At 61.6% G+C, this 25,003-nt stretch carries 21 protein-coding genes; 10 read left to right on the top strand and 11 right to left on the bottom strand.

Annotated features, from left to right (window positions below):
• Positions 1-111 precede the first annotated feature (111 nt).
• The 6 genes from AC1MDC_RS19175 to AC1MDC_RS19150 all read right to left on the bottom strand — a co-directional run bounded on the left by AC1MDC_RS19175 (position 112) and on the right by AC1MDC_RS19150 (position 4,111).
• Positions 112-684: a HupE/UreJ family protein gene (locus AC1MDC_RS19175; protein ID WP_480393502.1), complete on the bottom strand. Its 573-nt coding sequence runs from the start codon at positions 682-684 to the stop codon at positions 112-114.
• A 27-nt stretch (positions 685-711) separates the two neighbouring features.
• Positions 712-1,326: an urease accessory protein UreG gene (gene ureG, locus AC1MDC_RS19170; RefSeq protein ID WP_007950645.1), complete on the bottom strand. Its 615-nt coding sequence runs from the start codon at positions 1,324-1,326 to the stop codon at positions 712-714.
• A 22-nt stretch (positions 1,327-1,348) separates the two neighbouring features.
• Positions 1,349-2,023 (bottom strand): urease accessory protein UreF, encoded by a 675-nt coding sequence (locus AC1MDC_RS19165; RefSeq protein WP_085701284.1) that lies wholly within the window; start codon positions 2,021-2,023, stop codon positions 1,349-1,351.
• Positions 2,020-2,520 (bottom strand): urease accessory protein UreE, encoded by a 501-nt coding sequence (gene ureE / locus AC1MDC_RS19160; protein ID WP_085701283.1) that lies wholly within the window; start codon positions 2,518-2,520, stop codon positions 2,020-2,022. Before ureE ends, AC1MDC_RS19165 begins: the two co-directional genes overlap by 4 nt.
• 276 nt (positions 2,521-2,796) lie before the next feature.
• Positions 2,797-3,429, bottom strand: a complete 633-nt coding sequence (locus tag AC1MDC_RS19155; RefSeq protein WP_007950628.1) for a TetR family transcriptional regulator — start codon at positions 3,427-3,429, stop codon at positions 2,797-2,799.
• Between the two features lie 175 nt (positions 3,430-3,604).
• Complete coding sequence (locus AC1MDC_RS19150) at positions 3,605-4,111, bottom strand: hypothetical protein (protein ID WP_085701281.1); 507 nt, start codon at positions 4,109-4,111, stop codon at positions 3,605-3,607.
• A 382-nt stretch (positions 4,112-4,493) separates the two neighbouring features.
• Here AC1MDC_RS19150 and AC1MDC_RS19145 point away from each other — a divergent pair, with 382 nt between their 5' ends.
• A complete protein-coding gene (locus tag AC1MDC_RS19145) occupies positions 4,494-6,569 on the top strand; it encodes an AsmA family protein (RefSeq protein ID WP_480393501.1) in 2,076 nt (691 codons plus the stop codon).
• 136 nt (positions 6,570-6,705) lie between these two features.
• Here the strand turns inward: AC1MDC_RS19145 and AC1MDC_RS19140 are convergent, their stop codons facing one another.
• Together AC1MDC_RS19140 and AC1MDC_RS19135 are read right to left on the bottom strand one after the other, a co-directional pair.
• Entirely contained in the window at positions 6,706-7,236 is a 531-nt protein-coding gene (locus AC1MDC_RS19140) for a ferritin-like domain-containing protein (protein WP_064379129.1), read from the bottom strand.
• 98 nt (positions 7,237-7,334) lie between these two features.
• Positions 7,335-8,237, bottom strand: coding sequence for a LysR substrate-binding domain-containing protein (locus AC1MDC_RS19135; RefSeq protein ID WP_085703423.1), 903 nt, complete (start codon positions 8,235-8,237; stop codon positions 7,335-7,337).
• Positions 8,238-8,356: 119 nt separating this feature from the next.
• Between AC1MDC_RS19135 and AC1MDC_RS19130 the strand changes: the two genes are divergently transcribed.
• The 3 genes from AC1MDC_RS19130 (at position 8,357) to AC1MDC_RS19120 (ending at position 10,283) form a co-directional block, all read left to right on the top strand.
• Positions 8,357-8,995, top strand: a complete 639-nt coding sequence (locus AC1MDC_RS19130) for an FMN-dependent NADH-azoreductase (RefSeq protein ID WP_480393500.1) — start codon at positions 8,357-8,359, stop codon at positions 8,993-8,995.
• Positions 8,996-9,301 (top strand): DMT family transporter, encoded by a 306-nt coding sequence (locus AC1MDC_RS19125; RefSeq protein ID WP_085701278.1) that lies wholly within the window; start codon positions 8,996-8,998, stop codon positions 9,299-9,301.
• A gap of 91 nt (positions 9,302-9,392) precedes the next feature.
• Positions 9,393-10,283 (top strand): esterase/lipase family protein, encoded by an 891-nt coding sequence (locus AC1MDC_RS19120; RefSeq protein WP_085701277.1) that lies wholly within the window; start codon positions 9,393-9,395, stop codon positions 10,281-10,283.
• Positions 10,284-10,379: 96 nt separating this feature from the next.
• On the opposite strand, the gene AC1MDC_RS19115 is transcribed toward AC1MDC_RS19120, so the two are convergent.
• Positions 10,380-11,267, bottom strand: coding sequence for a DMT family transporter (locus AC1MDC_RS19115; RefSeq protein WP_085701276.1), 888 nt, complete (start codon positions 11,265-11,267; stop codon positions 10,380-10,382).
• Between the two features lie 98 nt (positions 11,268-11,365).
• Between AC1MDC_RS19115 and AC1MDC_RS19110 the strand changes: the two genes are divergently transcribed.
• From AC1MDC_RS19110 to AC1MDC_RS19100, 3 genes are all read left to right on the top strand, one after another.
• Positions 11,366-12,160 (top strand): AraC family transcriptional regulator, encoded by a 795-nt coding sequence (locus tag AC1MDC_RS19110; protein WP_266202086.1) that lies wholly within the window; start codon positions 11,366-11,368, stop codon positions 12,158-12,160.
• 63 nt (positions 12,161-12,223) lie between these two features.
• Positions 12,224-12,529, top strand: a complete 306-nt coding sequence (locus AC1MDC_RS19105) for a PsiF family protein (protein WP_065258819.1) — start codon at positions 12,224-12,226, stop codon at positions 12,527-12,529.
• A 214-nt stretch (positions 12,530-12,743) separates the two neighbouring features.
• A complete protein-coding gene (locus tag AC1MDC_RS19100) occupies positions 12,744-13,757 on the top strand; it encodes an AI-2E family transporter (protein WP_085701018.1) in 1,014 nt (337 codons plus the stop codon).
• 46 nt (positions 13,758-13,803) lie between these two features.
• Here AC1MDC_RS19100 and AC1MDC_RS19095 read toward each other — a convergent pair whose 3' ends face one another.
• Positions 13,804-15,078, bottom strand: coding sequence for an Hsp70 family protein (locus AC1MDC_RS19095; protein ID WP_480393499.1), 1,275 nt, complete (start codon positions 15,076-15,078; stop codon positions 13,804-13,806).
• Positions 15,079-15,371: 293 nt separating this feature from the next.
• Between AC1MDC_RS19095 and AC1MDC_RS19090 the strand changes: the two genes are divergently transcribed.
• Positions 15,372-16,319, top strand: coding sequence for a DnaJ C-terminal domain-containing protein (locus AC1MDC_RS19090; protein ID WP_085685048.1), 948 nt, complete (start codon positions 15,372-15,374; stop codon positions 16,317-16,319).
• Positions 16,320-16,342: 23 nt separating this feature from the next.
• The gene (locus AC1MDC_RS19085; protein WP_085701016.1) at positions 16,343-16,648 is read left to right on the top strand and encodes a chaperone modulator CbpM; all 306 of its coding nucleotides are present in this window, start codon (positions 16,343-16,345) and stop codon (positions 16,646-16,648) included.
• A 3-nt stretch (positions 16,649-16,651) separates the two neighbouring features.
• On the opposite strand, the gene AC1MDC_RS19080 is transcribed toward AC1MDC_RS19085, so the two are convergent.
• A complete protein-coding gene (locus AC1MDC_RS19080; RefSeq protein WP_266202084.1) occupies positions 16,652-17,779 on the bottom strand; it encodes a sensor histidine kinase in 1,128 nt (375 codons plus the stop codon).
• Positions 17,780-17,957: 178 nt separating this feature from the next.
• Here AC1MDC_RS19080 and AC1MDC_RS19075 point away from each other — a divergent pair, with 178 nt between their 5' ends.
• On the top strand, positions 17,958-24,965 hold the full coding sequence (locus AC1MDC_RS19075; protein WP_480393498.1) for an NEL-type E3 ubiquitin ligase domain-containing protein: 7,008 nt from the start codon (positions 17,958-17,960) through the stop codon (positions 24,963-24,965).
• Positions 24,966-25,003 lie beyond the last annotated feature (38 nt).

Below are 25,003 nucleotides of genomic sequence, written 5' to 3'. Positions count from 1 at the left end.
CTTCGTCGGATCGCCGCCCGGACCAAGCTCGCTCCCACATTGGTTTTGCAGCGTTTACAAACCTTGTGGGAGCGAGCTTGCTCGCGAAGAGGCCTGATCAGGCGATAGAAATCATCCGGCCAGCAACCACGCACCGGTCACCGCCGAAGCCGCTCCGGCCAGGCGAACCAGCGGCGCGGCCGCCTGAGGCAGAAAACGCACGACCGCATAACCCGCAGCATGCAGTGCAGCCGTTGCGATCACGAAACCTGCGGCATAGGCCCATGGGCTCGACATGTCCGGCAGCTCCAGGCCATGGGCCACGCCATGGAACAGCGCAAACAGCGCCGTCGCCGCTACCGCCATCACCAGCGGCGGACGCACCGTCAGTGCCACCGCCAGGCCCAACGCCAGCACCGACGCGGCAATCCCGCTTTCCAGCGCCGGCAACTCCAGCCCTTCAAATCCGAGCAGGCCGCCGATCAGCATGGTACCGACGAAGGTGCACGGCAGCGCCCAGCGCGCGGCGCCTTGTTGCTGCGCCGCCCACAGACCGACGGCCACCATCGCCAGCAAATGGTCGAGGCCGCCGATCGGGTGGCTGATGCCGGCCACCAGGCCAGAGTCGCCATGGCCGGGGTGGGCGAAGGCCAGGGCCGGTGCCAGCAGCAGTGCGACGGCGCCGAGAATGCGTTTGAGTGTCATGGATAAGCTTCCTTGTTGATCAGTGAATCAGGCTGCGGTCAGCAGGCCCTGGCGTTCGATGAAGGCGATGATGTCTTCCAGGCCCTGACCGGTTTTCTGGTTGCTGAACACGAACGGCTTGCCGTTGCGCATGCGTTGGGTGTCGCTGTTCATCATCTCCAGCGAGGCGCCGACCAGTGGCGCGAGGTCGATCTTGTTGATCACCAGCAGGTCGGATTTGCAAATGCCGGGCCCGCCCTTGCGCGGCAGCTTGTCGCCGGCCGACACGTCGATCACGTAGATGGTCAGGTCGGACAGTTCCGGGCTGAAAGTCGCGGAAAGGTTGTCGCCACCGGACTCCACCAGAATCAGGTCCAGCCCCGGAAAACGCCGGTTCAGTTGATCCACCGCCTCGAGGTTGATCGAGGCGTCTTCGCGGATCGCGGTGTGCGGGCAGCCGCCGGTTTCAACGCCGATGATCCGCTCCGGTGCCAGCGCTTCGTTGCGCACCAGGAAGTCGGCGTCTTCGCGGGTGTAGATGTCGTTGGTGACCACCGCCAGGTTGTAGCGCTCGCGCAGCGCCAGGCACAGGGCCAGGGTCAATGCGGTCTTGCCGGAACCGACCGGGCCACCGATGCCGACGCGCAGGGGTTGTGTGTTCATGTGATTCTCCAGATAAAAGGCCCTAGGAACGGAACAGGCGGCTGTACTGGCGCTCATGGGCCATGCACGCCAGGGACAGACCGAACGCGGCGCTGCCAAGGTGTTCGGGATTGATTCGGGTGGCGTCCTGCTGCGCCTGCTGCAGCAGCGGCAGCAGTTCGCTGGTCAGGCGCTGCGCGGCTTGCTGGCCCAGCGGCAGGGTTTTCATCAGCACCGCGAGCTGGTTTTCCAGCCAGCTCCACAGCCACGCAGCGAGGGCGTCTTGCGGGCTGATCTGCCAGGCGCGGGCCGCAAATGCCCAGCACAGGGCCAGGTGCGGTTCGGTGCATTGCTCAAGAAAATCGCGGGCCGGTGCGTCGAGCTCGGGCAAGCCGTGGAGCAACTGCTGCAACGAGTAGCCCATCTGCCGACTCTCCAGATGCAGTTCGCGGGTTTCGCGGCTGGCGCGGTGGCTTTCGCAGAGCCTGTGCAATTCATCCCAGCTTTCGTTTGCCGCAGCCTGGCAATGGGCGAGCAGCATGGGGGCTTCGAACCGGGCGAGATTGAGCAGTAACTGATCGCTGATCCAGCGCCGGGCGCTGTCCGGGCTGTCGACGCGGCCGTTATCCACCGCCATCTCCAGGCCCTGGGAATAGCTGTAGCCTCCAATCGGCAATTGCGGACTGGCCAGGCGCAGCAGCGCCCAGGCCGGGTTCACAAACGGACGCCGAACTGATGGAGTTTCGGCGCGTAGTTGAAGTCCTCGTCACCGTGCCGCGAATGATGATGGCCGCCACCGTAGGCGCCGTGTTCCGGCTGGAACGGTGCTTCGATCGATTCCACGGCGGCACCGAGCTGTTCGAGCATCGCTTTGAGCACGTAATCGTCGAGCAGCCGCAACCAGCCGTCACCGACTTGCAGCGCAACATGGCGATTGCCCAGGTGATAGGCCGCGCGGGTCAGTTCGAAGGCGTTGGCGCAGGTGACGTGAAGCAATTGTTCGGGGCGGGCGCAGACCCGGACGATCCGGCCATCTTCGGCTTGCAGGCATTCGCCGTCGTACAGTGGTGGCTGGCCGCGCTCCAGAAACAGACCGACGTCTTCGCCTTCGGCACTGAAACAGCGCAGCCGGCTTTTGCTCCGGGCTTCGAAGCTCAGGTGCAACTCGGCGGCCCAGACGGGTTGGGGGTCGATTCTGCGATGAATCACCAGCATCGGAAAGCTTCCAGCAATGGACAATGCTCAGGCTAGAGCAAGGGGCTTGCCAATCGGACGATATGTAGGAAAACCCTGTCGGAGCGTAGCGGATGTTTCAAGATGTTGCAGGATTGTGAGGTGTTTTGGTGCATGAAGTTTTTTACATGCACCAAACAAGAGCCAGTGTGGGAGCGAGCTTGCTCGCGATGGCTTCCGCCCAGTCATATAAAGTTGACTGACACACCGCTATCGCGAGCAAGCTCGCTCCCACAGGGTATTGGGGCTGGAGAGGAATTATTCGGTACTACCAAGGCCTTGCCAGTGCTTCAACCCGATAAAGATGAAGCGCAACTGCTGGGTGATCTTCGCCTGTGGCGTCAGATGCTCGGGCAGGGCTTCGGCCGGCGGGTCGATGATGTCCGGCAGGGTGGCAAACACCGATTTGACGATCAGGTCCGCCATCACGCTCAAACCTTCGCGATTGAGGTGCTGAAGTTTGGGCATCAAGGCCAGATCCGCCGCCAGGTCGGAGCTGATGTCCTCGCGCAAACGGCCAATGGCCTGACGCACCGGCAACGATCCGCCGTACTGCTCACGGGCGAGAAACAGGAACTGCGAACGGTTGGCGCTGACCACGTCGAGGAAGATCCGCACCGACGCATCGATGATCCCGCCCATGACGAATTCGTTGTGGCGCACCAGGCGGATGGTTTCGCGGAAGGTCTGGCCGACTTCGCTGACCAGTACCAGGCCGAGTTCGTCCATGTCGGCGAAATGCCGGTAGAAACCGGTGGGCACGATGCCGGCGGTTTTCGTCACTTCACGCAGGCTCAGGCTGCCGAATCCTCGGCCGCTTTCCATCAAGTGGCGGGCAGCGTCCATCAGGGCGTTGCGGGTCTGTTGTTTCTGTTCGGCGCGGGGCAGCATCGCAAGGGTGTGTTCTTAGACAAGACAAGCGCCGCACTCTAGCAAATCGGCTTTGTCGGCGTCGAACGGCAGCGGGGGAGAGGGAGCAGGGAAATTTCGACTTCTTTAATACCGGCTGATGAAAAGTCAAAAGCCCAATCCGGGGATTGGGCTTTTTTTCCAGGCCGCCATGGGCTTAGCTCAAAGCGCTGTTGCGTTCGATCACGCGGTCACCACCACCTTCGGCCAGGGTTTGACCTTGTGGGGTTTTGTCGTAGCCGTCAGCAGCGAGGGTCTGACCTTGTGGGGTACGGTCGCCACCGTCAGAAGCCAGAGTCTGGCCTTGTGGGGTACGGTCACTACCGTCAGATGCCAGGATTTGACCTTGTGGAGTGCGATCCGAGCCGTCTTGAACCAGACCTTTCTCTTCCAGGCGATCACGGCCGCCTTCAGCTACGAATTGACCTTGAGGGGTTTTGTCATAGCCATCTTGAACCAGGCCTTTTTCTTCCAGGCGGTTACGACCGTTTTCAGCCAGGGTCTGGCCTTGTGGAGTGCGGTCCGAACCATCAGCGGCAACAGTCTGGCTGAACACCGAGTGGCTGGTTTTGACTTGCGGAGTCGCTTGATCGGCAGCTGGCAGAGCGAAAGCGGTGCTGGCCAGCATCGAGAGGGTAAGACTGAACAGAAGTTGGCGTTTCATGATGGGTTGCTCCTTGGGAGGGCGATAAAGTGGGTACGAGGGCAATGCTACTCTCGATAAGTCGATATAAAAGTTCATAAACACAATGGTAATAATCAACAGAATTGATTGTTCGCTTGGGAGGCTCTAGCTCGGGCGTTTCAGGCGGGCGGTTTTGCACTGCGGTGGGTATTTTCCACCCACTTGCGCCCCGCAAATGTGCGGGGCCGGTAACGCCCATTCGACCGATCGGTCAGAATGGCGACCGTTTTTTGCCCTCGATAGGGCTTTGGATTAAACCTGCGGGCTGTTTGTCAGTCACAGATTTCATGAGGGCCATCATGGCCCGTCGTTTCAGCTGCGTCGTGCCAATGGATGCAGTCGTCTTCAGGAGCTTTGTGCAATGACGCGCGCGCGTAAAATCTTCGCCTGGACCTTCACCACCCTCGTGCTGCTTCTGGCGGTGCTGGTGCTGATCATCGTGTTCTTCGACTGGAACCGGATCAAACCGCCGCTCAACGCCAAAGTTTCGGAAGAACTGCATCGACCGTTTGCCATCAACGGCAATCTGTCGGTGGTCTGGCGGCGCGAACTCGACGAGGGCGGCTGGCGCGCCTGGGTGCCGTGGCCGCATGTGGTGGCCGAAGACCTGACTCTGGGCAATCCCGACTGGTCGAAGCAGCCGCAGATGGTCACCCTGAAAAGGGTTGAATTGCGCATTTCGCCGCTGGCCTTGCTGGCACAACGGGTGACGATCCCGCGCATCGACTTGACCGAACCGAACGCGCAATTGCAGCGCCTTGCCGATGGCCGCGCCAACTGGACCTTCAAGTTCGATCCCAAGGATCCGGATGCCGAGCCCTCGAACTGGGTGGTCGACATCGGTGCCATCGGTTTCGACAAGGGCCACGTCACCCTGGATGACCAGACCCTCAAGACCAACCTCGATCTGTTGATCGACCCGCTGGGCAAGCCGATTCCGTTCAGCGACATCGTCGGCGACAAAGCGGCGAAAACCGCACAGGACAAGGGCGGCGCGCCGCAGGATTACGCCTTCGGCCTGAAAGTCACCGGCCAGTACCACGGCCAGAAACTCGCCGGCCACGGCAAGATCGGCGGCCTGCTGGCCCTGCAGGATGCGAGCAAACCGTTCCCGTTGCAGGCCCAGGCGAAAATCGGCGATACCAGCATCGAACTCGCCGGTACCCTGACCGATCCGCTCAATCTCGGTGCTCTCGATCTGCGCCTGAAACTGGCAGGCGCCAGCCTCGGCAACCTGTATCCGCTGACCGGCGTAACACTGCCGGACACCCCGCCGTACGCCACCGACGGTCATTTGATCGCCAAACTGCACGAGTCGGGCGGTGCGCAATTTCGCTATGAACAGTTCAACGGCAAGATCGGCAGCAGCGACATCCATGGTGATCTGGCCTACGTCGCCAGTCAGCCACGGCCCAAGCTGAGTGGTGCGCTGCTGTCCAATCAACTGCTGTTTGCCGACCTCGCGCCGCTGATCGGGGCCGACTCCAATGCCAAGCAGAAGGCCCGTGGCGGCGAGAGCAAACAGCCGGCGGACAAGGTGCTGCCGGTGGAAGAGTTCAAGACCGAACGCTGGCGCGACATGGACGCCGACGTCGAATTCACCGGCAAGCGCATTGTCCACAGCGAAGAACTGCCGTTCACCGACCTCTATACCCACCTCAAACTCAACGACGGCGAACTGAGCCTGGAGCCGCTGCGTTTCGGCGTGGCCGGCGGCAATCTCGACGCGCAGATTCGCCTCAACGGTCGCACCGAGCCGTTGGAGGGCCGGGCCAAACTGACCGCGCGCAAGTTCAAGCTCAAGCAGCTGTTCCCGACCTTCGAACCGATGAAGACCAGTTTCGGCGAGCTCAACGGCGATGCCGATATCACCGGTCGCGGCAACTCGGTGGCCAAATTGCTGGGCGGCGCCAACGGCAACCTGAAGATGCTGATCAACGACGGCGCGATCAGTCGCGAGTTGATGGAACTGGCAGGTCTCAACGTCGGCAACTACGTGGTCGGCAAGATCTTTGGCGACAAGGAAGTGAAGATCAACTGCGCGGCGGCGGACTTCGATATCAAGACCGGCCTGGCGAGCACGCGGCTGTTTGTGTTCGATACCGAGAACGCGATCATCTACATCGACGGCACGGCGAACATGGCGACCGAGCAACTGGATCTGACCGTGACGCCGGAATCCAAGGGCTGGCGCCTGATTTCCCTGCGTTCGCCGCTCTATGTACGCGGCAAGTTCATCAAGCCGGATGCCGGGGTCAAAGCCGTGCCGCTGATGTTGCGCGGAGCAGGGATGGTGGCGCTGGGTGTGATCGCTGCGCCGGCGGCGGGGCTGCTGGCGCTGGTGGCGCCGAGCGGTGGCGAGCCTAACCAGTGCGCGCCGTTGCTGGAGCAGATGAAGGCGGGCAAGGCGCCAGCAACTGTCAAACCCACCAAGTAATTGCTGCAACTCAGATCGTTCCCACGCTCTGGAATGCATCCCGGGACGCTCCGCGTCCCAACAGCGGATGCAGAGCGTCCATGGCGGCATTCCCACGCAGAGCGTGGGAACGATCGGTCGGTGGGGTTAGCGGGGATTAGAGGTCTTTCAGGATATCCGCCATGTCATCCGCATGCTCTTCTTCCTGAGCCAGGATGTCTTCGAAGATCCGGCGCGTGGTCGGATCCTTTTCACCGATGTACTGGATGATCTCGCGATAGCTGTCGATGGCGATCCGCTCGGCCACCAAGTCTTCGTAAACCATTTCCTTCAAGGTGTTGCCGGCCACGTATTGCGCGTGGGACATCTTCGACAGCAGGTCAGGGTTGAACTCAGGCTCACCGCCCAGTTGCACGATGCGCTCGGCGAGACGGTCGGCATGTTCGGCTTCCTGAGTGGCGTGCTCAAGGAATTCGTCGGCGGCGACGTTGGCTTTCAGGCCGTTGGCCATGAAGTAGTGGCGCTTGTAGCGCAGGACGCAGACCAGTTCAGTGGCCAGCGATTCGTTGAGCAGGCGCAGCACTTCTTCACGGTTGGCGCTGTAGCTTTCGGTCACCGCGCCATTTTCCACATGCTGGCGTGCGCGCTCGCGCAGGGTTTGAACATCAGACAAATGCAGGTCACTCATTTCAGTCTCCTGGAGGCTAATCCAATTGGCGTCACGTTCTGCTGACGTGATCGTTACCTGGTTGTGAGTGATAAACACCGCAAAAAGTTTTGTCGGATTCAGCGCGGGACATGCCCGGACAGCTGTGCTTCTTCGCGCAGCCAGGCAAAAAACGCTTTCACCGGTGGATGCCGCTCACGGCCCGGTACACAGAGGGCGCTGTAACCGGCACCGTCGACCTGCACTTCACCCTTGTACGGCACCAGCAAACCATTGGCGACGCTCTCCGACACCAGAATGTTGCTCGCCAGCACCAGCCCTTGCCCGGCGATGGCCGCTTGCAGGGCGTAATGCTCTTCGTCGTATTCGCGGACGGCCGGGTGCTGATTCAACCAGTTCTCGCCTGATTGTGCGCACCACGCTTCCCAACCGTGGGCGTAGAGCTTCGAGTTGTGCCAGCGCACGCTGATCAGCGCCGGGGTGCGACGGGCGGCCAGTGCCACCTGTTCCGGCGAGCCGTACACGCCGAACGATTCATCGAAGAGGCACAACCCGTAGAGGTTCGGGTAGTCGTCGAGGCTGTAGCGCAGCACCAGATCGACGCTGGCGTCCTGATGCAGGTCGATGACTTCGCAGTGGGTGTCCAGTCGCACATTGATGTTCGGGTGCTTGGCATAAAACCGCCCCAGTCGCGGCACCAGCCACAGCGCAGCGAACGCGGCGGTGGTCGACAGCGTCAGGTTGCTGCCGCTGCGTTGCGGACGCAACGTGTCGACGCTTTGCGCCACCTCCAGAAACGCGCCGTGCAGGCTGCGAAACAGCCGCTCGCCACCCTCGGTCAGGCGCACCTGGCGCGGCAGGCGTTCGAACAGCGCCACGCCGAGCCAGTCCTCCAGCGAGCGGATTTGATGGGAAATCGCCGTCGGCGTCACCGCCAGTTCTTCGGCGGCCGCCTTGAAACTCAACAGGCGTGAGGCGGATTCGAACGCGCGCAGGGCGGTCAGGGGCAAGGCAGCGAACATGAAAACTCCACGGATGAAATCAATTCATCCAGACTGATTTTTGCTCATTTGAGCCGACGATATGAGCGCTGCAATCTGGCGCCACACAGTCACTCAAGTCTAGCCCCGAGGAGATTCAGATGAGCAAGATTCTTGCGATCCATGCCAGCCCACGCGGTGAGCGTTCCCATTCGCGGCGCCTGGCGGAAAGTTTTCTCAGCGCCTGGCAAGTCCGTCATCCACAGGCTCAGGTCACCCGCCGTGAAGTCGGGCGGGCGCTGATTCCGGCCGTGAATGAAGCGTTTGTCGTGGCGGCGTTTTACCCGGAGCCCGAGGCTCGACCGCTGACAATGCAGGCCGATCTGGCGCTCAGCGATCAACTGGTGGGCGAGTTGTTCGATCATGATCTGCTGTTGATTTCCACGCCGATGTACAACTTCAACGTGCCCAGCGGCCTCAAGGCCTGGGTCGATCAGATCGTGCGTCTGGGCCTGACGTTCGACCATACGCTGGACAACGGCATCGCCCAGTACACGCCGCTGTTGCACGGCAAGAAGGCGCTGATCGTTACCAGTCGCGGTGGTTTCGGATTCGGCCCGGGCGGGGAGCTGGAGGCGCTGAATCACGCCGATCCATGGTTGCGCACGGCGCTGGGTTTCATCGGCATCAACGACGTCACGGTGGTCGCCGCCGAGGGCGAGGAATCCGCCGAGCGCACCTTCGCGGTGTCGGTGGCCGAGGCCGAGCAGCGCTTGCTCGACCTGGCCCGGGAGTTCTAGGTGGCCTGGCTGTTTCTGCTGATCGCGGCGGGGTTCGAGGTCACCTTCGCCATGGGCATGAAGTACGCCGAAGGTTTCACCCGGCTGTGGCCGTCGCTGATCACCGTGGTTGCGGCGGTGGGCGGGGTGTACTTCCTGACCCTGGCGATGCGCGAGTTGCCGGTGAGCATCGCTTATCCGGTCTGGACCGCCATCGGTTCGCTCGGCACGGTGTTTCTCGGTTTTGCCCTGCTGGGTGAGAGCCTGACGCTGGTGAAGTTGCTGTCGGTGGGGCTGATTGTGGCGGGGGTAGTGGGGCTGAAGTAGGCTGGTCGTGGAGTTGTCATCATCGAGGAGGATGCTTGGCGGGCGTTTTGCACGCCCTGCATCCACTTACCGACCACAAGGATGTTTGCCCATGTCGCAAGATTCGGCCACACGTTATCCCCTGGTGCTGGTGCCGGGAATGCTCGGTTTTATCCGTCTGGTGCTGTATCCGTACTGGTACGGGATCATCAAGGCGTTGCGCCGGGGTGGTGCGACGGTGATTGCGGTGCAGGTGTCGCCGCTCAATTCCACCGAAGTGCGCGGCGAGCAGTTGCTGACGCGCATCGATGAAATTCTCCGTGAGACCGGCGCGGCCAAGGTCAATCTGTTCGGCCATAGCCAGGGCTCGCTGACGGCGCGTTATGCGGCGGCCAAACGTCCGGATCTGGTGGCTTCAGTCACGTCGGTGGCCGGGCCCAATCACGGTTCGGAACTGGCCGACTATCTGGCGAAGCATTACCCGGCGGACAGCGCCAAGGGCCGAGTCCTTGAGGCGCTGTTGCGTTTTGTCGGCTGGCTGATGGCGCTGCTGGAAACCGGCTACCACGGGCCGAAACTGCCGGTGGATATCCACGCCTCGCACCATTCCCTGACCACCGAAGGCGTGGCGCTGTTCAACCAGCGTTATCCACAGGGCCTGCCGCAAACCTGGGGTGGGCACGGGGCGGAAGAGGTCAACGGTGTGCGTTATTACTCGTGGTCCGGCACGTTGCAGCCGGGCAAGACCGACCGCGGTGGCAACCTGTTCGATGGCACCAATCGCAGTTGCCGGTTGTTCGCCAAAACCTTCGTGCGTGAGCCGGGGCAGTGCGACGGCATGGTCGGACGCTACAGCTCGCACCTGGGCACCGTCATCGGCGATGACTACCCGATGGATCACTTCGATATCGTCAACCAGTCGCTGGGACTGGTTGGCAAAGGGGCGGATCCGGTGCGGCTGTTTGTCGAGCATGCCGCGCGGTTGAAAGCCGCCGGGGTTTAACCGTTAAACCGAGGTATCGTTCTTCGCGAGCAAGCTCGCTCCCACATTTGGAATGCGTTCCCCTGTGGGAGCGAGCTTGCTCGCGAAGAGGCCGGATCAGGCGACGCTGAGTTTGCGGCCGAGGACAGTGGTCCAGCGCTCGGAAAGAACCACACCCCCCAGCGTCAGCAAGCCGCCGACCAGGTGATACATCGCCAGCTGTTCCTTTAGCACCACCGCTGCAATCAGTGCGGTGATCAGCGGCAGCAGGTTGAAGAACAGCGTGGTCCGGCTCGGCCCCAGGCGCTGCACGGCCTGCATCCACGCCAGCGGCGCGAGCATCGAGGCCAGCAGGCACGCGTAGAGCACCAGCGGAATGTTCTGCAGGGTCAGGCCGGTCTTCGGTGAAACGGCATACAGCGGAAACAGCACCACCACCGCCACCAGCACCTGCAAATACAGCAACACCAGTGGCGGCAGGCGCAGCTGCCATTTTTTCAGCAGGGTGCTGTAGATCGCGTAGGCGAGGGTGGCGATCAGCATCATCGCGTCACCCAGGTTAACGCCGTGTTGCAGCAATGCGCCGAGGCTGCCGGACGACACCACCACCAGCACGCCGGCGAATGACAGCACCGCACCGACCAATGCGCCGGCGGTCAGGCGCTGGCCGAGGCTGATGATCGCCATGGCCAGCGACATCAACGGCATCAGTGACAGGATGATGCCCATGTTGGTGGCGCTGGTCAGGGTTGCGGCGAAGTAGGCCAGGCTCTGGTAGACCGCCATGCCGAGCACGCCGAGGATGAAGATCCTGCCCAGATTCGGGCGGATCTGCGGCCAGTGCGCGATCACCTTTTTCAGCATGAACGGCGTGAACAGCAGGCCGGCGAGCAACCAGCGGTAGAAGCCGATCTCGGCGGGGAAAATTGCACCGACCGCGAGCTTGTTGATCACGGTGTTGCCGGCCCAGATGAAAATCGCCAGCAGGGGAAACGCGTATTGCATGGGAAGAGAAACCAGTACGTTGATGAACGCTGATTATCCTCTGTCTGGATACAGGCCTATACTGCGAACCGGACAACCCGCCCCTGATTCCGGACAGCATGAACAGTAAGCACATCGACCTGCTGGATTTCAGCGAACTGCCGTCGGCGGTGTATTTCCGCTATGCCGACTTCAACGCTCATGAATACGCCGCACCGCACCGCCATCCGTGGGGCACGCTGGAGTACGCGGCCCACGGTGTGCTGCACATGGATGTCGACGGCAACCGCTTCATGTCGCCGCCACAATACGCAGTGTGGGTGCCGCCGCAGGTCGAGCACAGTTTCTACAGCCATCAGCCGGTCAACTATCGGGCGGTGTGTCTGGCGCCGGAGGTGTGTTCCGACTTGCCGGCGCAGGCCTGCACCCTGGCAATCAGCGACATCCTCAAGGCGATCCTCAAGGACTTCGCCGCCCGTGATGTGAAGATCCCCGCGTTCGAGGCCGACCAGAGACTGGCCCAGGTACTGGTGGATCAGCTGCGTCAGGCGCCGGTTCACCAATGCTATTTGCCTTACGCCAGCAGCCCCGGCTTGCTGACCATCCTCGAAACCCTGCAGGCCGAGCCCGGCAACAACCAGCCGCTGGCGCACTGGGCGGCGCAGGTGCATGTCAGCGAACGCACCCTGGCCCGGCAATTTGTGCGGGAGTTGGGAATGAGTTTCGGCGAATGGCGCCAGCGGCTGCGTTATCTGGCGGCAATCGAGGCGCTGGAGTCGGCGCGCAGCGTGCAGGAAATCGCCTTCGATCTCGGTTACAGCAGCGGCTCGGCCTTCATCGCCATGTTCGCCCGGCAGGCCGGATGTACCCCGGAGCAATACCGGCGCAGTCACCTGGAGAGCAGGAAGGTGTAACAAGCTTTGACTACACTCAGCCGGAGGCCGTATCCATCGATGCGGCGACAAGGAGAAAACTCCATGAAGATGCTGCGTGTCCCTTTGTTGATGATCGGTCTGCTGCTGTGCTCCCAGGGTTTCGCCGCCACGGCGCAACAGAACAAAATGACCACCTGCAACGCCGACGCCACGGCCAAGAGCCTCAAGGGCGACGAGCGCAAAGCCTTCATGAGCACTTGCCTCAAGGCCGCCCCGGCCGCCAATGACGCCAAGACCCTGACCCCGCAGCAGGAAAAGATGAAGACCTGCAATGCCGACGCCAAGACCAAGGCCCTGACCGGCGATGCGCGCAAGGCGTTCATGAGTGATTGCCTGAAGAAAAAATAAACGCCGGAACTTTGTGGTGAGTGTGCTGGCCCTTTCGCGAGCAAGCTCGCTCCCACACCGGATTCGTGAGCAACGCAGTACAACTGTGGGAGCGAGCTTGCTCGCGAAGAGGCTGCTCGGGGCAGCGGCAATCTCAAACCCTGCATATCCCTAGTGCTCGCCTCGGATCGCTGGCAGACTGCCAATCCTTTTACGCCGTTCGTTTTGAGGCTGTATGCCAACGTTTTCTGAGCGTCATGTAGTGTTCTGGGTCAGTTGCATCATCATTTTCGGCGGTCTGTTGCTGGTGTTGCCGTTGCGATTGTTGCCCAGTCTGTTGGCAGGATTGCTGGTGTACGAGCTGGTCAACATGCTCACCCCGCAACTGCAACGGCTGATCGAAGGCCGGCGTGCGCGCTGGCTGGCGGTGGCGCTGCTGGGCACGCTGGTGGTGAGTGTGCTGACGCTGATCTTTGCCGGCGCCATCAGTTTCCTGCTGCATGAAGCGGAAAACCCTGGCGCTTCTCTCGACAAATTCATGGGTGTGGTTGACCGTGCGCGCGGGCAGTTGCCGCCGTTCATCGATGCCTATCTGCCGGCCAGCGCTGCCGAGTTCCGGGTGGCCATCGGTGAGTGGGCGAGCAAGCATTTGTCCGAACTGCAATTGGTGGGCAAGGACGCGGCGCACATGTTCGTGACGCTGCTGATCGGCATGGTGCTCGGCGCGATCATCGCCTTGCAGCGCGTACCGGACGTCACCAAGCGCAAACCGCTGGCGGCCGCACTGTTCGACCGTCTGCACCTGCTGGTTCAGGCGTTTCGCAACATCGTGTTCGCACAGATCAAGATTTCCCTGCTCAATACTTTCTTCACCGGGATCTTCCTGGCGGTGATCCTGCCGCTGTTCGGGATCAAGCTGCCGCTGACCAAGACCCTGATCGTGCTGACGTTCCTGCTGGGTCTGCTGCCGGTGATCGGCAACCTGATGTCGAACACGCTGATCACCATCGTCGGCCTGTCGCTATCGATCTGGGTGGCGATTGCGGCGCTGGGCTACCTGATCTTTATCCACAAGCTGGAATACTTTCTCAACGCGCGCATCGTCGGCGGGCAGATCAGTGCCAAGTCCTGGGAGTTGCTGCTGGCGATGCTGGTGTTCGAGGCCGCGTTCGGCCTGCCGGGAGTGGTGGCAGGGCCGATCTATTACGCGTATCTGAAGAGTGAGTTGAAGCTGGGCGGGATGGTTTAGTAGGCGATCGTTCCCACGCAGCGCGGGAACGATCATCAGTGCAGTGTCAGTTCATCGAGCCATAACGCTTCATGGCTTCAATCGCCAGGCCGCTACCAATGCTGCCAAAGATATTCCCTTCGACATGCCGCGCGTTCGGCAGCATTGCCGAGACGCTATTGCGCAACGCCGGAATACCGCTGGAACCGCCGGTGAAGAACACCGTATCGACCTGACCGACCGCCACGTTGGCGTCTGCCAGCAACTGGGTGACGCTGCCGCGCACGCGCTCGAGCTGCGATTCGATGGCCGACTCGAACAGTGCCCGGGTCAATTCAACGCTCAGACCCGGCTCGATGCGATCCAGCGCCACATGGCGGCTGTCGTTGTGGGTCAGCTGGATCTTGGTTTCTTCCACTTCCATCGCCAGCCAGTGCCCGGCGCGCTGTTCGATCAGCTTGAACAGACGGTCGATGCCGCCGGTGTCTTCGATGTCGTAGCGCATGCTGCCCAGGGCCAGGGTCGATTTCTGTGAGTACACCGAGTTGATGGTGTGCCAGGTCGCCAGGTTCATGTGATGACTGGTCGGCATGAACGCGCCGCTTTTCATGCGGCTGCCATAGCCGAACAGCGGCATCAGGCCTTGCAGGCTCAGTTGCTTGTCGAAGTCGGTTCCGCCGATGTGCACGCCGCCGGTGGCGAGGATGTCGTCGTGACGGTTATCCACACCGCGACGCTCGGGCGACAGGCGCACCAGCGAGAAGTCCGAAGTACCACCGCCGATGTCGACGATCAGTACCAGCTCTTCCTTTTCGATGGTCGACTCATAGTCGAACGCGGCGGCAATCGGCTCGTACTGGAAGGAAACGTCCTTGAAACCGAGCTTGCGCGCCACTTCCACCAGGGTGTCTTCGGCTTCCTGGTCGGCCAGCGGATCGTCGTCGACGAAGAACACCGGGCGGCCCAGAACAACCTGCTCGAACTCACGACCGGCGGCAGTTTCGGCGCGGCTCTTGAGCTGGCCGATGAACAGCCCGAGCAAGTCCTTGAACGGCATCGCCGTGCCGAGGACGCTGGTGTCGTGCTTGATCAGTTTGGAACCGAGCAGGCTCTTGAGCGAGCGCATCAGCCGGCCTTCGTAGCCTTCCAGGTATTCGTGCAGCGCCAGACGGCCGTAAACCGGGCGACGCTCTTCGATGTTGAAGAAGACCACCGACGGCAGGGTGATCTTGTCGTCTTCCAGCGCGATCATCGTTTCCACGCCGGGGCGCAGCCAGCCGACGGTGGAGTTGGACGTGCCGAAGTCGATGCCGCAGGCACGGGCTGGAGAGGCGTCTTTCATGGTCTTTCGGTTCCGGTCAAAAAAACGGCCGCGCAGTGTATGTCAGTGCGCGACAGATTCGAAAGCCGGTCATCTGCTATTTAGCGACTAAGCTTGCTTGAAAGTCGGCGCTTTGCCCCAAACTTGCTGGCATGGGCCGGCAGACACACCGGCGGTCGCAAGAACCGCTGTCCACTGCCGATAAACTTCTGCTGCGCCACCCGGTCACAAACTTGAGATCGGTCAACCCGGCACGCGCAAATCGGCGCATGCTGGCAACGGCGCGAAATCGTTAACGGATGGTGATTCCTTCGATGGACTTCAAAGACTATTACAAGATACTCGGCGTGGAGCCGACGGCGGACGACAAGGCAATCAAGGCTGCCTATCGCAAGCTGGCGCGCAAATACCACCCCGATGTCAGCAAGGAAAAGGACGCCGAGGCCAAGTTCAAGGATGCCTCGGAAGCCTATGAAGCGCTGAAAAGCGCCGACAAGCGCGCCGAATACGACGACCTGCGGCGCTACGGCCAGCACGGGCAGCCGTTCCAGGGCCCGCCGGGCTGGCAGAGCCGTGGCGGTTTCGGCGGCGGTGGCGACACCGGCGACTTCTCGGACTTCTTCAGTTCGATCTTCGGCAATCGCGGCCCCGGTTTCGGTGGCGGCGCTGGCCGGCAATCCCGCAGCGCCGGACGGCGAGGGCAAGACGTGGAACTGGAACTGCCGATCTTTCTGGAAGAGACGCTTTCGAACGAATCGAAAAAGATCAGCTTCCAGGTGCCGCAATACAACGGCTCGGGCCAGCACGTCAGCAACACCAGCAAGAGCCTGAACGTGAAAATTCCGGCGGGCGTGACCGACGGCGAGCGCATCCGCCTCAAGGGCCAGGGCGCACCGGGCATCGGTGGCGGCGCCAATGGCGATCTGTACCTGACCATCCGTTTCGCGCCACACCCGAAATTCGATGTCGAAGGCGAAAACCTGATCATCACCTTGCCGCTGGCACCATGGGAACTGGCGCTGGGCGCCGAAGTGGCCGTGCCGACCCTGACCGGCAAGATCAACCTCAAGGTCCCGGCCGGCAGCCAGAACGGCCAGCGCATGCGCGCCAAGGGCCACGGTCTGCAGAACAAGGCCGGCGAACGCGGTTATCTGTTCGTCCAGCTCAAGGCCGTGATGCCCAAAGCCAACGGCGATGACGTCAAGGCGCTGTGGCAGGAACTGGCGAAGAAAGCCGCCTTCAATCCGCGCGAGAACTTCTGATACTGACGACGGAGTAGCCCATCATGAGCAGCCCCCTGATCGTTCAACTGGACATGGCAGAATTCTGTGAGGCGGCCGAGTTGTCGGACGTCTACGTGATCGAAATCGTCGAACACGGCATCCTCGAACCTCAGGGCGCGCAGCCCAGGGAATGGCGCTTCACCGACTACGAACTGGCCCTGGCCAAACGCGCCGCCAAACTGCGGCGCGACCTTGACCTGGAATGGGAAGGCGTTGCCCTGGCGCTGGACCTGCTGGAAGAGGTGAAGGAGCTGCGGGCCGAGAACCGCATGCTCCGTCAGCGGCTGGGGCGGCTGGTGGTCGAGTAGCGCTCAGGCCTGTCTGGGCAGCATCACGCTGAACAGCGTTCCTTCGGCTTCGCTTGAGCTGACTTCGATGGTTCCGCCGTGGGCGGTCACCACTTCCTTGACGATAAACAGGCCCAGCCCGAGGCTGGTCGAGGCCTGACCGAGCTCTTCATTGGAGCTACGCACCAAGGGGTCGAAAATCGTGCCGATGGCTTCTTCGGAAATCGGCTCGCCATGGTTGTGCACCGTCAGGCTCACGACATCGCCTTCACCTTTCAGCGTCACGATCAGATCCCGCGGGTGAGTCCCGTACTGCAAGGCGTTGCCGATCAGGTTTTGCAGCAGTTGTGCCAGTCGACCGGAGTCCCAGACACCCCGCGTATCGCCTTCGATGATCAGCGTCGGATCGCTTTGCGGGTTGCCGGCACAGGCTTCGGCAATCGCTGCCCGCGCCGCATCGGCCAAGTCCATCGGCGCGGGCTCTATCGGCAGGCTCTTGCCCAGGCGACTGCGCACCAGTTCCAGCAGATCGCTGACCATCGCCGCCATGTGCCGCGCACCTTGCTTGATGCTCAACGCACAGCTCAGCGCATCGCCCTCCAGAGCTGTTTTGCGCATCAGCAACTCAGTAGACATGCTGACCGCTTGCAGCGGTGCGCGCAGGTCGTGACCGAGGATCGCGAGGAAAATGTCGCGCGAGCGGTTGACCTGCTCGGCGTAGGCGGCGGTCGACTCGGCGAGGGCTTCATCGATGGCTTCGTTGAAACGGATCATGTCCTGGAAGTACGCCATGTCCGGGGTTTCCAGACTGTTGGCCCAGAGGCGGATCACGCAGGCGCGCAGATGGCGGAATTCCGATGTCATCTGCACCAGGTCAAAGCCCACGGCATGGCGCAACTCACCGTGGCTGGCACCGGCCTCATCCAGGCTCGGGGTTTTCTCCGGGCCTTCGCCCTTGGCCTTGGCGATTTGTTCGCGGGCGGTTTGTGTGGTGTCCATGTCCCGCGCGGCGGCCAGCAGGATGGCCTTGGCATGGTCGCGCAGCGCCGCCTGATCCATGGTGTCGGCCGCCGGGCTGATGGTCCTGGCGAACTGTTCCCACTCCTCGACGATGTGATCCGCGTGTTGCCTGATGAATTCGGATAAACGCATGACCGGGTTCCTGGAAATTCAAGGCGGGGCGTTCGAATATTAGACCCTTTGCGCGGGAATGAAAGCGCCGCTCCAGCCTGAAACGTCCGCTGACAAGCTGCCCCGTTGCGATATTTATGTACCGCAGCCACGGAGGTCGGTCATGGTCTGCTTTTGCTCCATTTGAAGGAGTGAAACCATGTCCGAAATCCCTGCCGCTTCATCTTCCCCGGACCCCGTTGCAGCGCCGAGCCCCTTTGTAACGCAAAGTCTGCACGCCGACCTGCTGCAGCGGTCCAGTCCCGGATGGCTGATCGATGCTTCGCAGCGCCAGCGTGAGGCGTTGAAGCATACCGATGTCGCCACACCGGACTGGTACAGGCACGCATCCCGCGATCAACGCAAAGCCGTGGGCGATGCCTTGACCTCCAGCCTCGCCGCTCAGGCACGGCTGGACAATGCCATGTCGGATTTTCAGGACATCGATCGCTTCGCAGCGCCCTTGCTGACCCAGGCCCTGAAGGACCGGTTCAACGTGACCCTCGACGTCAACAAGACCTGGCTGGTGCTGAACAAACCGGTGGAGGTGGGGATTTTCGCCATCGAAATCGATTCTTTCCAGGTCCTGAAACTGCCTTTGCTGCAAGCAGCGCTGCACAATTTCGAAGCCCGCGAATGTAAGGGCGGGGCCTTTCATCGAACTTCGGGATTTCGCATTGAAACCTCGAAACCGGGCACCCTGGAACCGTTAACCACCCGTTTGACAGTCGAGCAGTTCACCGGACTGTGCCGTTCGCTGGACATCGGAGCGAAGTATCAGGATTACCTTAAGGCGTTTCTGTACCCCAAGGATGCGGTGGCCAGGAATGTGCTGCGCGACAAGTTCATCGACGCCCACAAGACTGCTTTGCGGGCAGCGGCCGAAGTGGCGCTGCTCACGGGCGATATCGGGCGCGAAGACTACGCCTCGATTCGCTCGATCCTCAATGGCGAGCTTGCGCCGCGCCAGGGCAAGCGGCAGATCTGGTTCTGCGATCTGGGCCTGATGGGGCGGCGCATGACCGGCTGCGTGTTGTTCGCGATCTGCGAGAAGTACCGCTACAGCGACGACTCGATCCTGTATATCCCGGGCGATCCTTATCACCCGCTCAATCGTTACAAGGGCCAGGAAATCGAAGCGATGTTCAAGCAGCGCTTCACTGCGCGCGATGCCACGCAGGCTCATCCGGCGGACCCGAATGCGTATCAGCGGTTCTTCAGTCAGTTCGTGGCCTATGCCGACCGGTCTTACTATTTCAGTCAGTTCACCGATGACAAGCCAGGCCGAACGGCCTTACAAAGATTGACGCCCTACGCTCCACTGCTTAATGAGGCTTTCAAGGCCATCAACCCGATCAGCGGGACGTTTGTCGGCATCCGCGAGTTGCCGCCTGCGCCTGCCGTCGAGCAGGTCCCGAATCCTGATCCGTATCTGAATCCCGTGGACTTGTCGCGCAAGGGCCACGGGATCTGGGCGGACAATGTCGACCTGTGGGAATACCTGTTCGATCAGCATCGCGATCGACTGATCGCCGATGCCCGTAGCCACGCCGTACCCACCGCGGATGTCGATGCCAGGGTGCGCTCGGAAAAACTCGCCGGGTTGCTCAATCTCGGAATGCTGGTGCTGACCGGTGTTTCGATGTTCGTGCCGGTGCTGGGGGAATTGATGATGGGGGTGATGGCCGGGCAACTGCTCGACGAAACCTTTGAAGGCGCCATCGAATGGAGTGAGGGCGATCGCAAGGCCGCGAAGGCGCATCTGATCGATGTCGCGCAGAACCTGGCATTGATCGCCCTGATGGCAGGTGGCGGTAAAGCGTTCGCCAGGCTGACGACTGCCAGGCCGGTGCCGGCCATCGAGAACCTGCATCAGGTGCAGATGCCCGATGGCACCACCCGCTTGTGGAAGCCTGACCTGAGCGCTTACGAGAGTCCGGTGAAACTGGACTCGCGCGCAGCGCCCAATGCGCTGGGGCAATACGAAGTCGGGCAGGACAAATACATCCAGCTTGACGGCAAGACGTATCGGCAGACTTATGACGAGTCGCTCAAAGCGTGGCGTATCAGCCATCCAAGTGATCCGCAGGCCTATCATCCGCCGTTGGCGCACAACGGCGCCGGCGCCTGGCGACACACGCTTGAGCGTCCGCAGCGCTGGGATCGACTGAAACTGCTCAGGCGGATCGGCCACAGTACTGACGCCTTCGCCGACGAACAGTTGCTGATCCTTGGCGACGTGGCCGGTGTCAGCGATGAAGCCCTGCGCAAAATGCACCTGGACAACGCCTTGCCTCCCCCGGAGCTGGCGGACGCCATGAGACTTTTCCGCGCCGAACGGGATGCCGGACTGATCGTCGAACAGGTGGCCGGTACGCAACCCATCGACGAGCGATACCTGCAGGTTTTGCCCTTGCTGCCCGAGATGCCACGCTGGCCGTGGGGGCGGCAGTTGCAGGTCTACGAGTCTCCTGATTTGTCGGGTAGTGCGCTGCGTTACGGGACACGGCGCGGTGGCAGGGCGCCCATCCGGATCAGCCGGGCCGAGGTGCTTAGCGGTGGGTTGCCGGCGCGGATTCTGGCCTCACTGGATGAGGCCGAAGTGGTTGGATTACTCGGTGATGAGCCTGCACGGGTCGCCGCCGTGAGGCCGCTGGAACTGGCCCGGCAGATCGGCGATTTTGCCGACGCTCGCAAACCGGCGCTGCTCGAGAGCCTTTTACGGCCCGTCGATCCTGTTGCGCCACGGATCGCGAAATTGCAGCGAAGCCAGCCAGGCCTGACAGAGCGGGCCGCGCAGACTGTGTTGCATCAGGCGAATGCCGACGAACTCGCGCGGCTGGACAGTTCACCACGCGTTCCCCTGCATTTGCAGGAGCTCAGTCGCGAGTATGCCGGTGAAGGGCGCCTGACCCGGGCCATGGCCGGGCTGCACGGCGAAACCATGGCGTCGAACGATAGCGCCCGACTGGCGCTGCATGCATTGAGCAGACTACCTGGCTGGCCTGGCGATGTACGTCTGGAACTACGCGCAGGCGGTGTCGGCGGACCGCTGATCGATGCCATTGGCAGCGAGGCCGCGCCGCATCACAAATTCGTGGTCAGGAACGGTACGGCCTGGCAGGCCTTTGACGATCGTGCTGAAACACTCAACAGTATGCCCGCCAGAGGGGACAACTTTTACGCCTCGCTGATGCACGCGCTGCCCGATGAGGCTCGGCGCTCGATCGGATTGCCACAGGTGGGGCAAAGCAGGGAACTGCAACGCGCGATCATTGATTACGCACGCACTCATCGCACGGCGTGCGCGCAGGTGTTTCGACCCGCCGCCCGTTGGTTCAGGCCGCCTCGTCGCATGGCTTCCGGGCGGCTGGGGTATCCGGCCAGTGGTGAGAGCGCCGGGCTGGATCCGGTGTTGACCAGCCACGTCCAGGCACTCTATCCCGGACTGAGTGACGCACAGGCCCGAGGTTTCATTCTCGAACAATGGCGCCTGGGCAAGACCGATCAACAGATCTTCCATCTGCTCAACAATCGCATGAGCGAATGGCGACAGCTTGAAACGACACTTGATCAATGGTCGATGTCACCGGACCTGCGCCAGCGAGAGTCCCGCGACGCAATCATCAAGGATGGCTGGCGCAATGCACCGTTGGCGGGACACGATCCTGAAGCGGCGCGCCTCACCCTCATCAGTGATGCGCCATTGCCACCACTGGCGGCAGATTTCGCCCACGTCCGCGAACTGACCCTGCGCGCGCCGGTGGTCGCCGAAACGCTCGCCGTGTTTCCCAATGTCGAGAGGCTGACACTGACCACGAGTACGGCGGAGTTCGAGAAGACGCTTGCGACGCTGAAGTCGCTGCGGCACATGACCCGTCTGAAACTTTCGACGCCGTTGACTGCGACTGTGGCGACGCGGCTTCGAGAGTTGAGCCGGCTTGAAGAGTTTGAGCTGCACTGTACCGGTGGCGGGATGAATCCAGTCGTACCGACGACCCTTGATGTCAGCGGCATGCGGCAGTTGCGCAGGCTCGAAGTCAACGCCCTGCAAATGGACCAATGGCCGCGCGGTGTGCTGGACCTGCCCCGGCTCGAGCGCTTGAACCTGCGCTCGACCGCCATCAACAGCCTGCCGGTGGACATCTATGAAGGGCACCAGCGCCTGTTGTCCGGTCTGTCTCTGGACTGGTCGAGGTTCACGCGACGAGTGTTCAAGCCGATCTACGAGTTTGTCCGCAGCCAACCCCGGCATCTGCTCGATCTGGACGAAATGGTTGCCGATTACTGTCGCGGCGAACTCAAGCGTTTCGTCCGCATGGAGTCCGGCCTGCTCGATGTCTTGAACAATGGCTTCAAAGCGCAATTTACCGATGCGATGAGCCGGTTTGCGGCCATCGAAACCCTGAGCGAGCAGTTCAACGAACTCAATCGGTTGCAGGAGTGGGTGGGGTCCGAGCCGACCGTGTTCAACGGCGGAACAGCACGCTCGGAAGTGGCTGAAGCGCTGATGAGCAGTTGGCGCAGCGGGTTGCTTCAGCGCTATGGCACACGCACTGAAAGCGTGTTTTACAACCTGTATGTCAGTTTTCCCAACGACACCTCGGTGCTGGATATCGCCGGTTCGCCGATGGAGAGTCTGCCAACCCTGTCTCCTGAAGGTTTCAACCATGTCCGCAACCTGTATCTGGCAGGGTTAAAGGCCCCGCTGGAGCAAATGCGCGGTTTTCTCCGTACTTTCCAGCACCTCGATACGCTGGATCTGAGCGATTGCAATCTGTCTGCGTTGCCGCTGGAGCCAGGTGATCTGCCGACGCTGGAAACCCTGAACCTGCATGACAATCCATTGAGCAATATTGATGTGCGCGGCATGAACCGACTGAGGGCGCTCGACCTGAGCAAGACTGCCATCGATCAATGGCCGACCGGTGCCGAGACGCTGCCCGAGCTGACCTGGCTGGATCTCAGTGACAGCCGCCTGACGTCGTTACCGCAGGCGTTGCTGTCTCGTGATCAGCTGTTGCTCGACACCAGCCTGACCGACACTCCGCTGAGTCCGCAGGCGCGTGCCGATCTCGCTGCTGCCCGGTCGCGGATCGAGGACAGCCATGGCCTGGTCGCCGGCTCGCTGCAACGCTTTGCACTGGAAGAGCCGCGTCACCGGACACCGCCCATGGAAAGCGGCTCGGTGGTTGCTCGACGCCTGTTGCCGCTGCCACCGTTGCCGACGGGCGAAGGTCCGGTAACGTGGGAAGCGCGTTTGCGGCGGCTGCGCCCGGATTACGACGCCGCCCGTGCGCAGACGTCCATTGAACAGATGCGGGACGCCGGCCTGGTCGATACACAGATCAGTGCCCGGATCGCGCAATGGGAGCAGTCATTCGAGTCGCTCACCCGGCGCCTGAACGACTGGCTGTTCACCCATGAAACCCGGGGCACGCACTGGGTCGTATCGTCGCGCAGCCGCCAGCTCGCCGCGCAGCGCATCATCAGGTGCTGGCGCGAAGGTTCGATTGACTGGAACGGCGTGGCAGATCACGAATTGAGCCTCGACGGTCTACAGGTGGGTAATCTGCCTGAGCTGGGCGAATCAATGCCTGCGGTGAGCAATCTGAATCTGTCCGGGGTCAAGCTCACCACAAGTGGTTCGAACGGTTTTCTCGGGGCATTTACGCAGCTGCGTCGGCTCAGTCTCAGCGGCAACCATCTGTTGGCAATTCCTGAACCTGTTGCGCAGATGCGCTTGCTGGAACGGCTTGAGCTGTCGTCCACGGGCCTGGCGCAATCCACACCCATGTATCCGATCCTTCAGGGGCTGGAGCAATTGCGCTGGCTGGATCTGAGCCATAACAGCCTGTACACGTTCGATGTCACTGGCCTCGGGCGCCTGGAACGGCTGGACCTGCGTGACAATCTGCTGGCTGCCTGGCCTGACGGTGTATTGCAGTTGCCGAATCTGCAAGCGGTCGATCTGAGCAGCAACGAAATCGCGTCGATTCCTTCCGAGCTGTATGACGGCACTCATACCGCGCTGATCGCGAGCAGCAACCTGTCGGAGAATTACGAAATATCGCAGCAAAGCCTTGTCCGGTTGCGAGCGTACGCCGATACCCAGGGACGCCATGAGGTGCTGGGCATTACCTATGCCGACATCGACCGGATGATCGATGACATGGATAGCACCACTGAAAGCGACGGTGAGGGTGCGGGGCTCGAGAGCGAGCCGGAGCCGGATGAAGTTCTTTTGACGCCTGCTCAAGGCATCCTCGAACAACAGGCCGCTCCGTGGATGGAAAGCGTTGCCCAGGAGGATGTCGCGTCATATCGGATGATGTGGCAGCGATTGGCTGGCGAACCCGACAACGCTGCGTTCTTCCATCTGTTGTCGCGGATGCCGGATACCGAAGAGTTCCGGGTTTTTCGTGCCGACCTGACCCGGCGAGTATGGAAAATCGTCGAGACGATCGATGGCAGCCAGGAGCTGCGCGACACGGTATTTTCCATGGCGACCACTCACTCCACCTGTGTCGACGGGCGAACCCTGGCGTTCAGTGAAATCGAGGTCAAGGTGTTCGAGTACAACGCCTTGCGCCATTTGCAGCCCGGCCTTGCGGAAAAGGGACGCGCCTTGCTCGACTTGTCACGGCAGCTGTTCCGTCTGGGCGAGGTGGAAAAACTCGCCGCCCGCAGCATGGACCGTCATGCCGATCCGGCGGAGGTGCGTCTGCAGTATCGAATCGGCCTGACCTCGGGCTGGGAGGATGGATTGCAGCTCCCGGGTCAGCCCGGCCAGATGCGGTTCGCCCGGCCGATCAGGGGCGAAGAGCTGGCAGCCGCGCGTGCTGCGGTGGTGAAGGCCGAGAAAAGCGTGCGGTTCTATGAGGACCTGATCAGCCGCGAATACTGGGTGCAATACCTGAACGAGAAATATCCGGAGGCGTTCGCCGCGCTTGGCCGCCATGCCGATGAGCAACTCGAAAGCCTGGAAGGTGAACACGAAGACGTGAGCAGCACGGCCTATCGCGAGGCGGTGCAGATGCTTGAGGTCGAGCGCAGCATTGAGCGCAATACGAAACTGATCGAGTTGTCGCACCTTGAGACCGGCGAACCGATGCCCACCGCCACCGAGGGCACTTCGCAAGACCTGATGAACGCTTCCGCTCGATGATCACCACAGCCCTGGGCGTCGACTGTCTCGACGCCCAG

The sequence above is a fragment of the Pseudomonas sp. 1 genome, from assembly GCF_056626735.1.
Note: the sequence above shows the minus strand (reverse complement) of the source record. Positions and strands in the feature narration are given on the sequence as shown.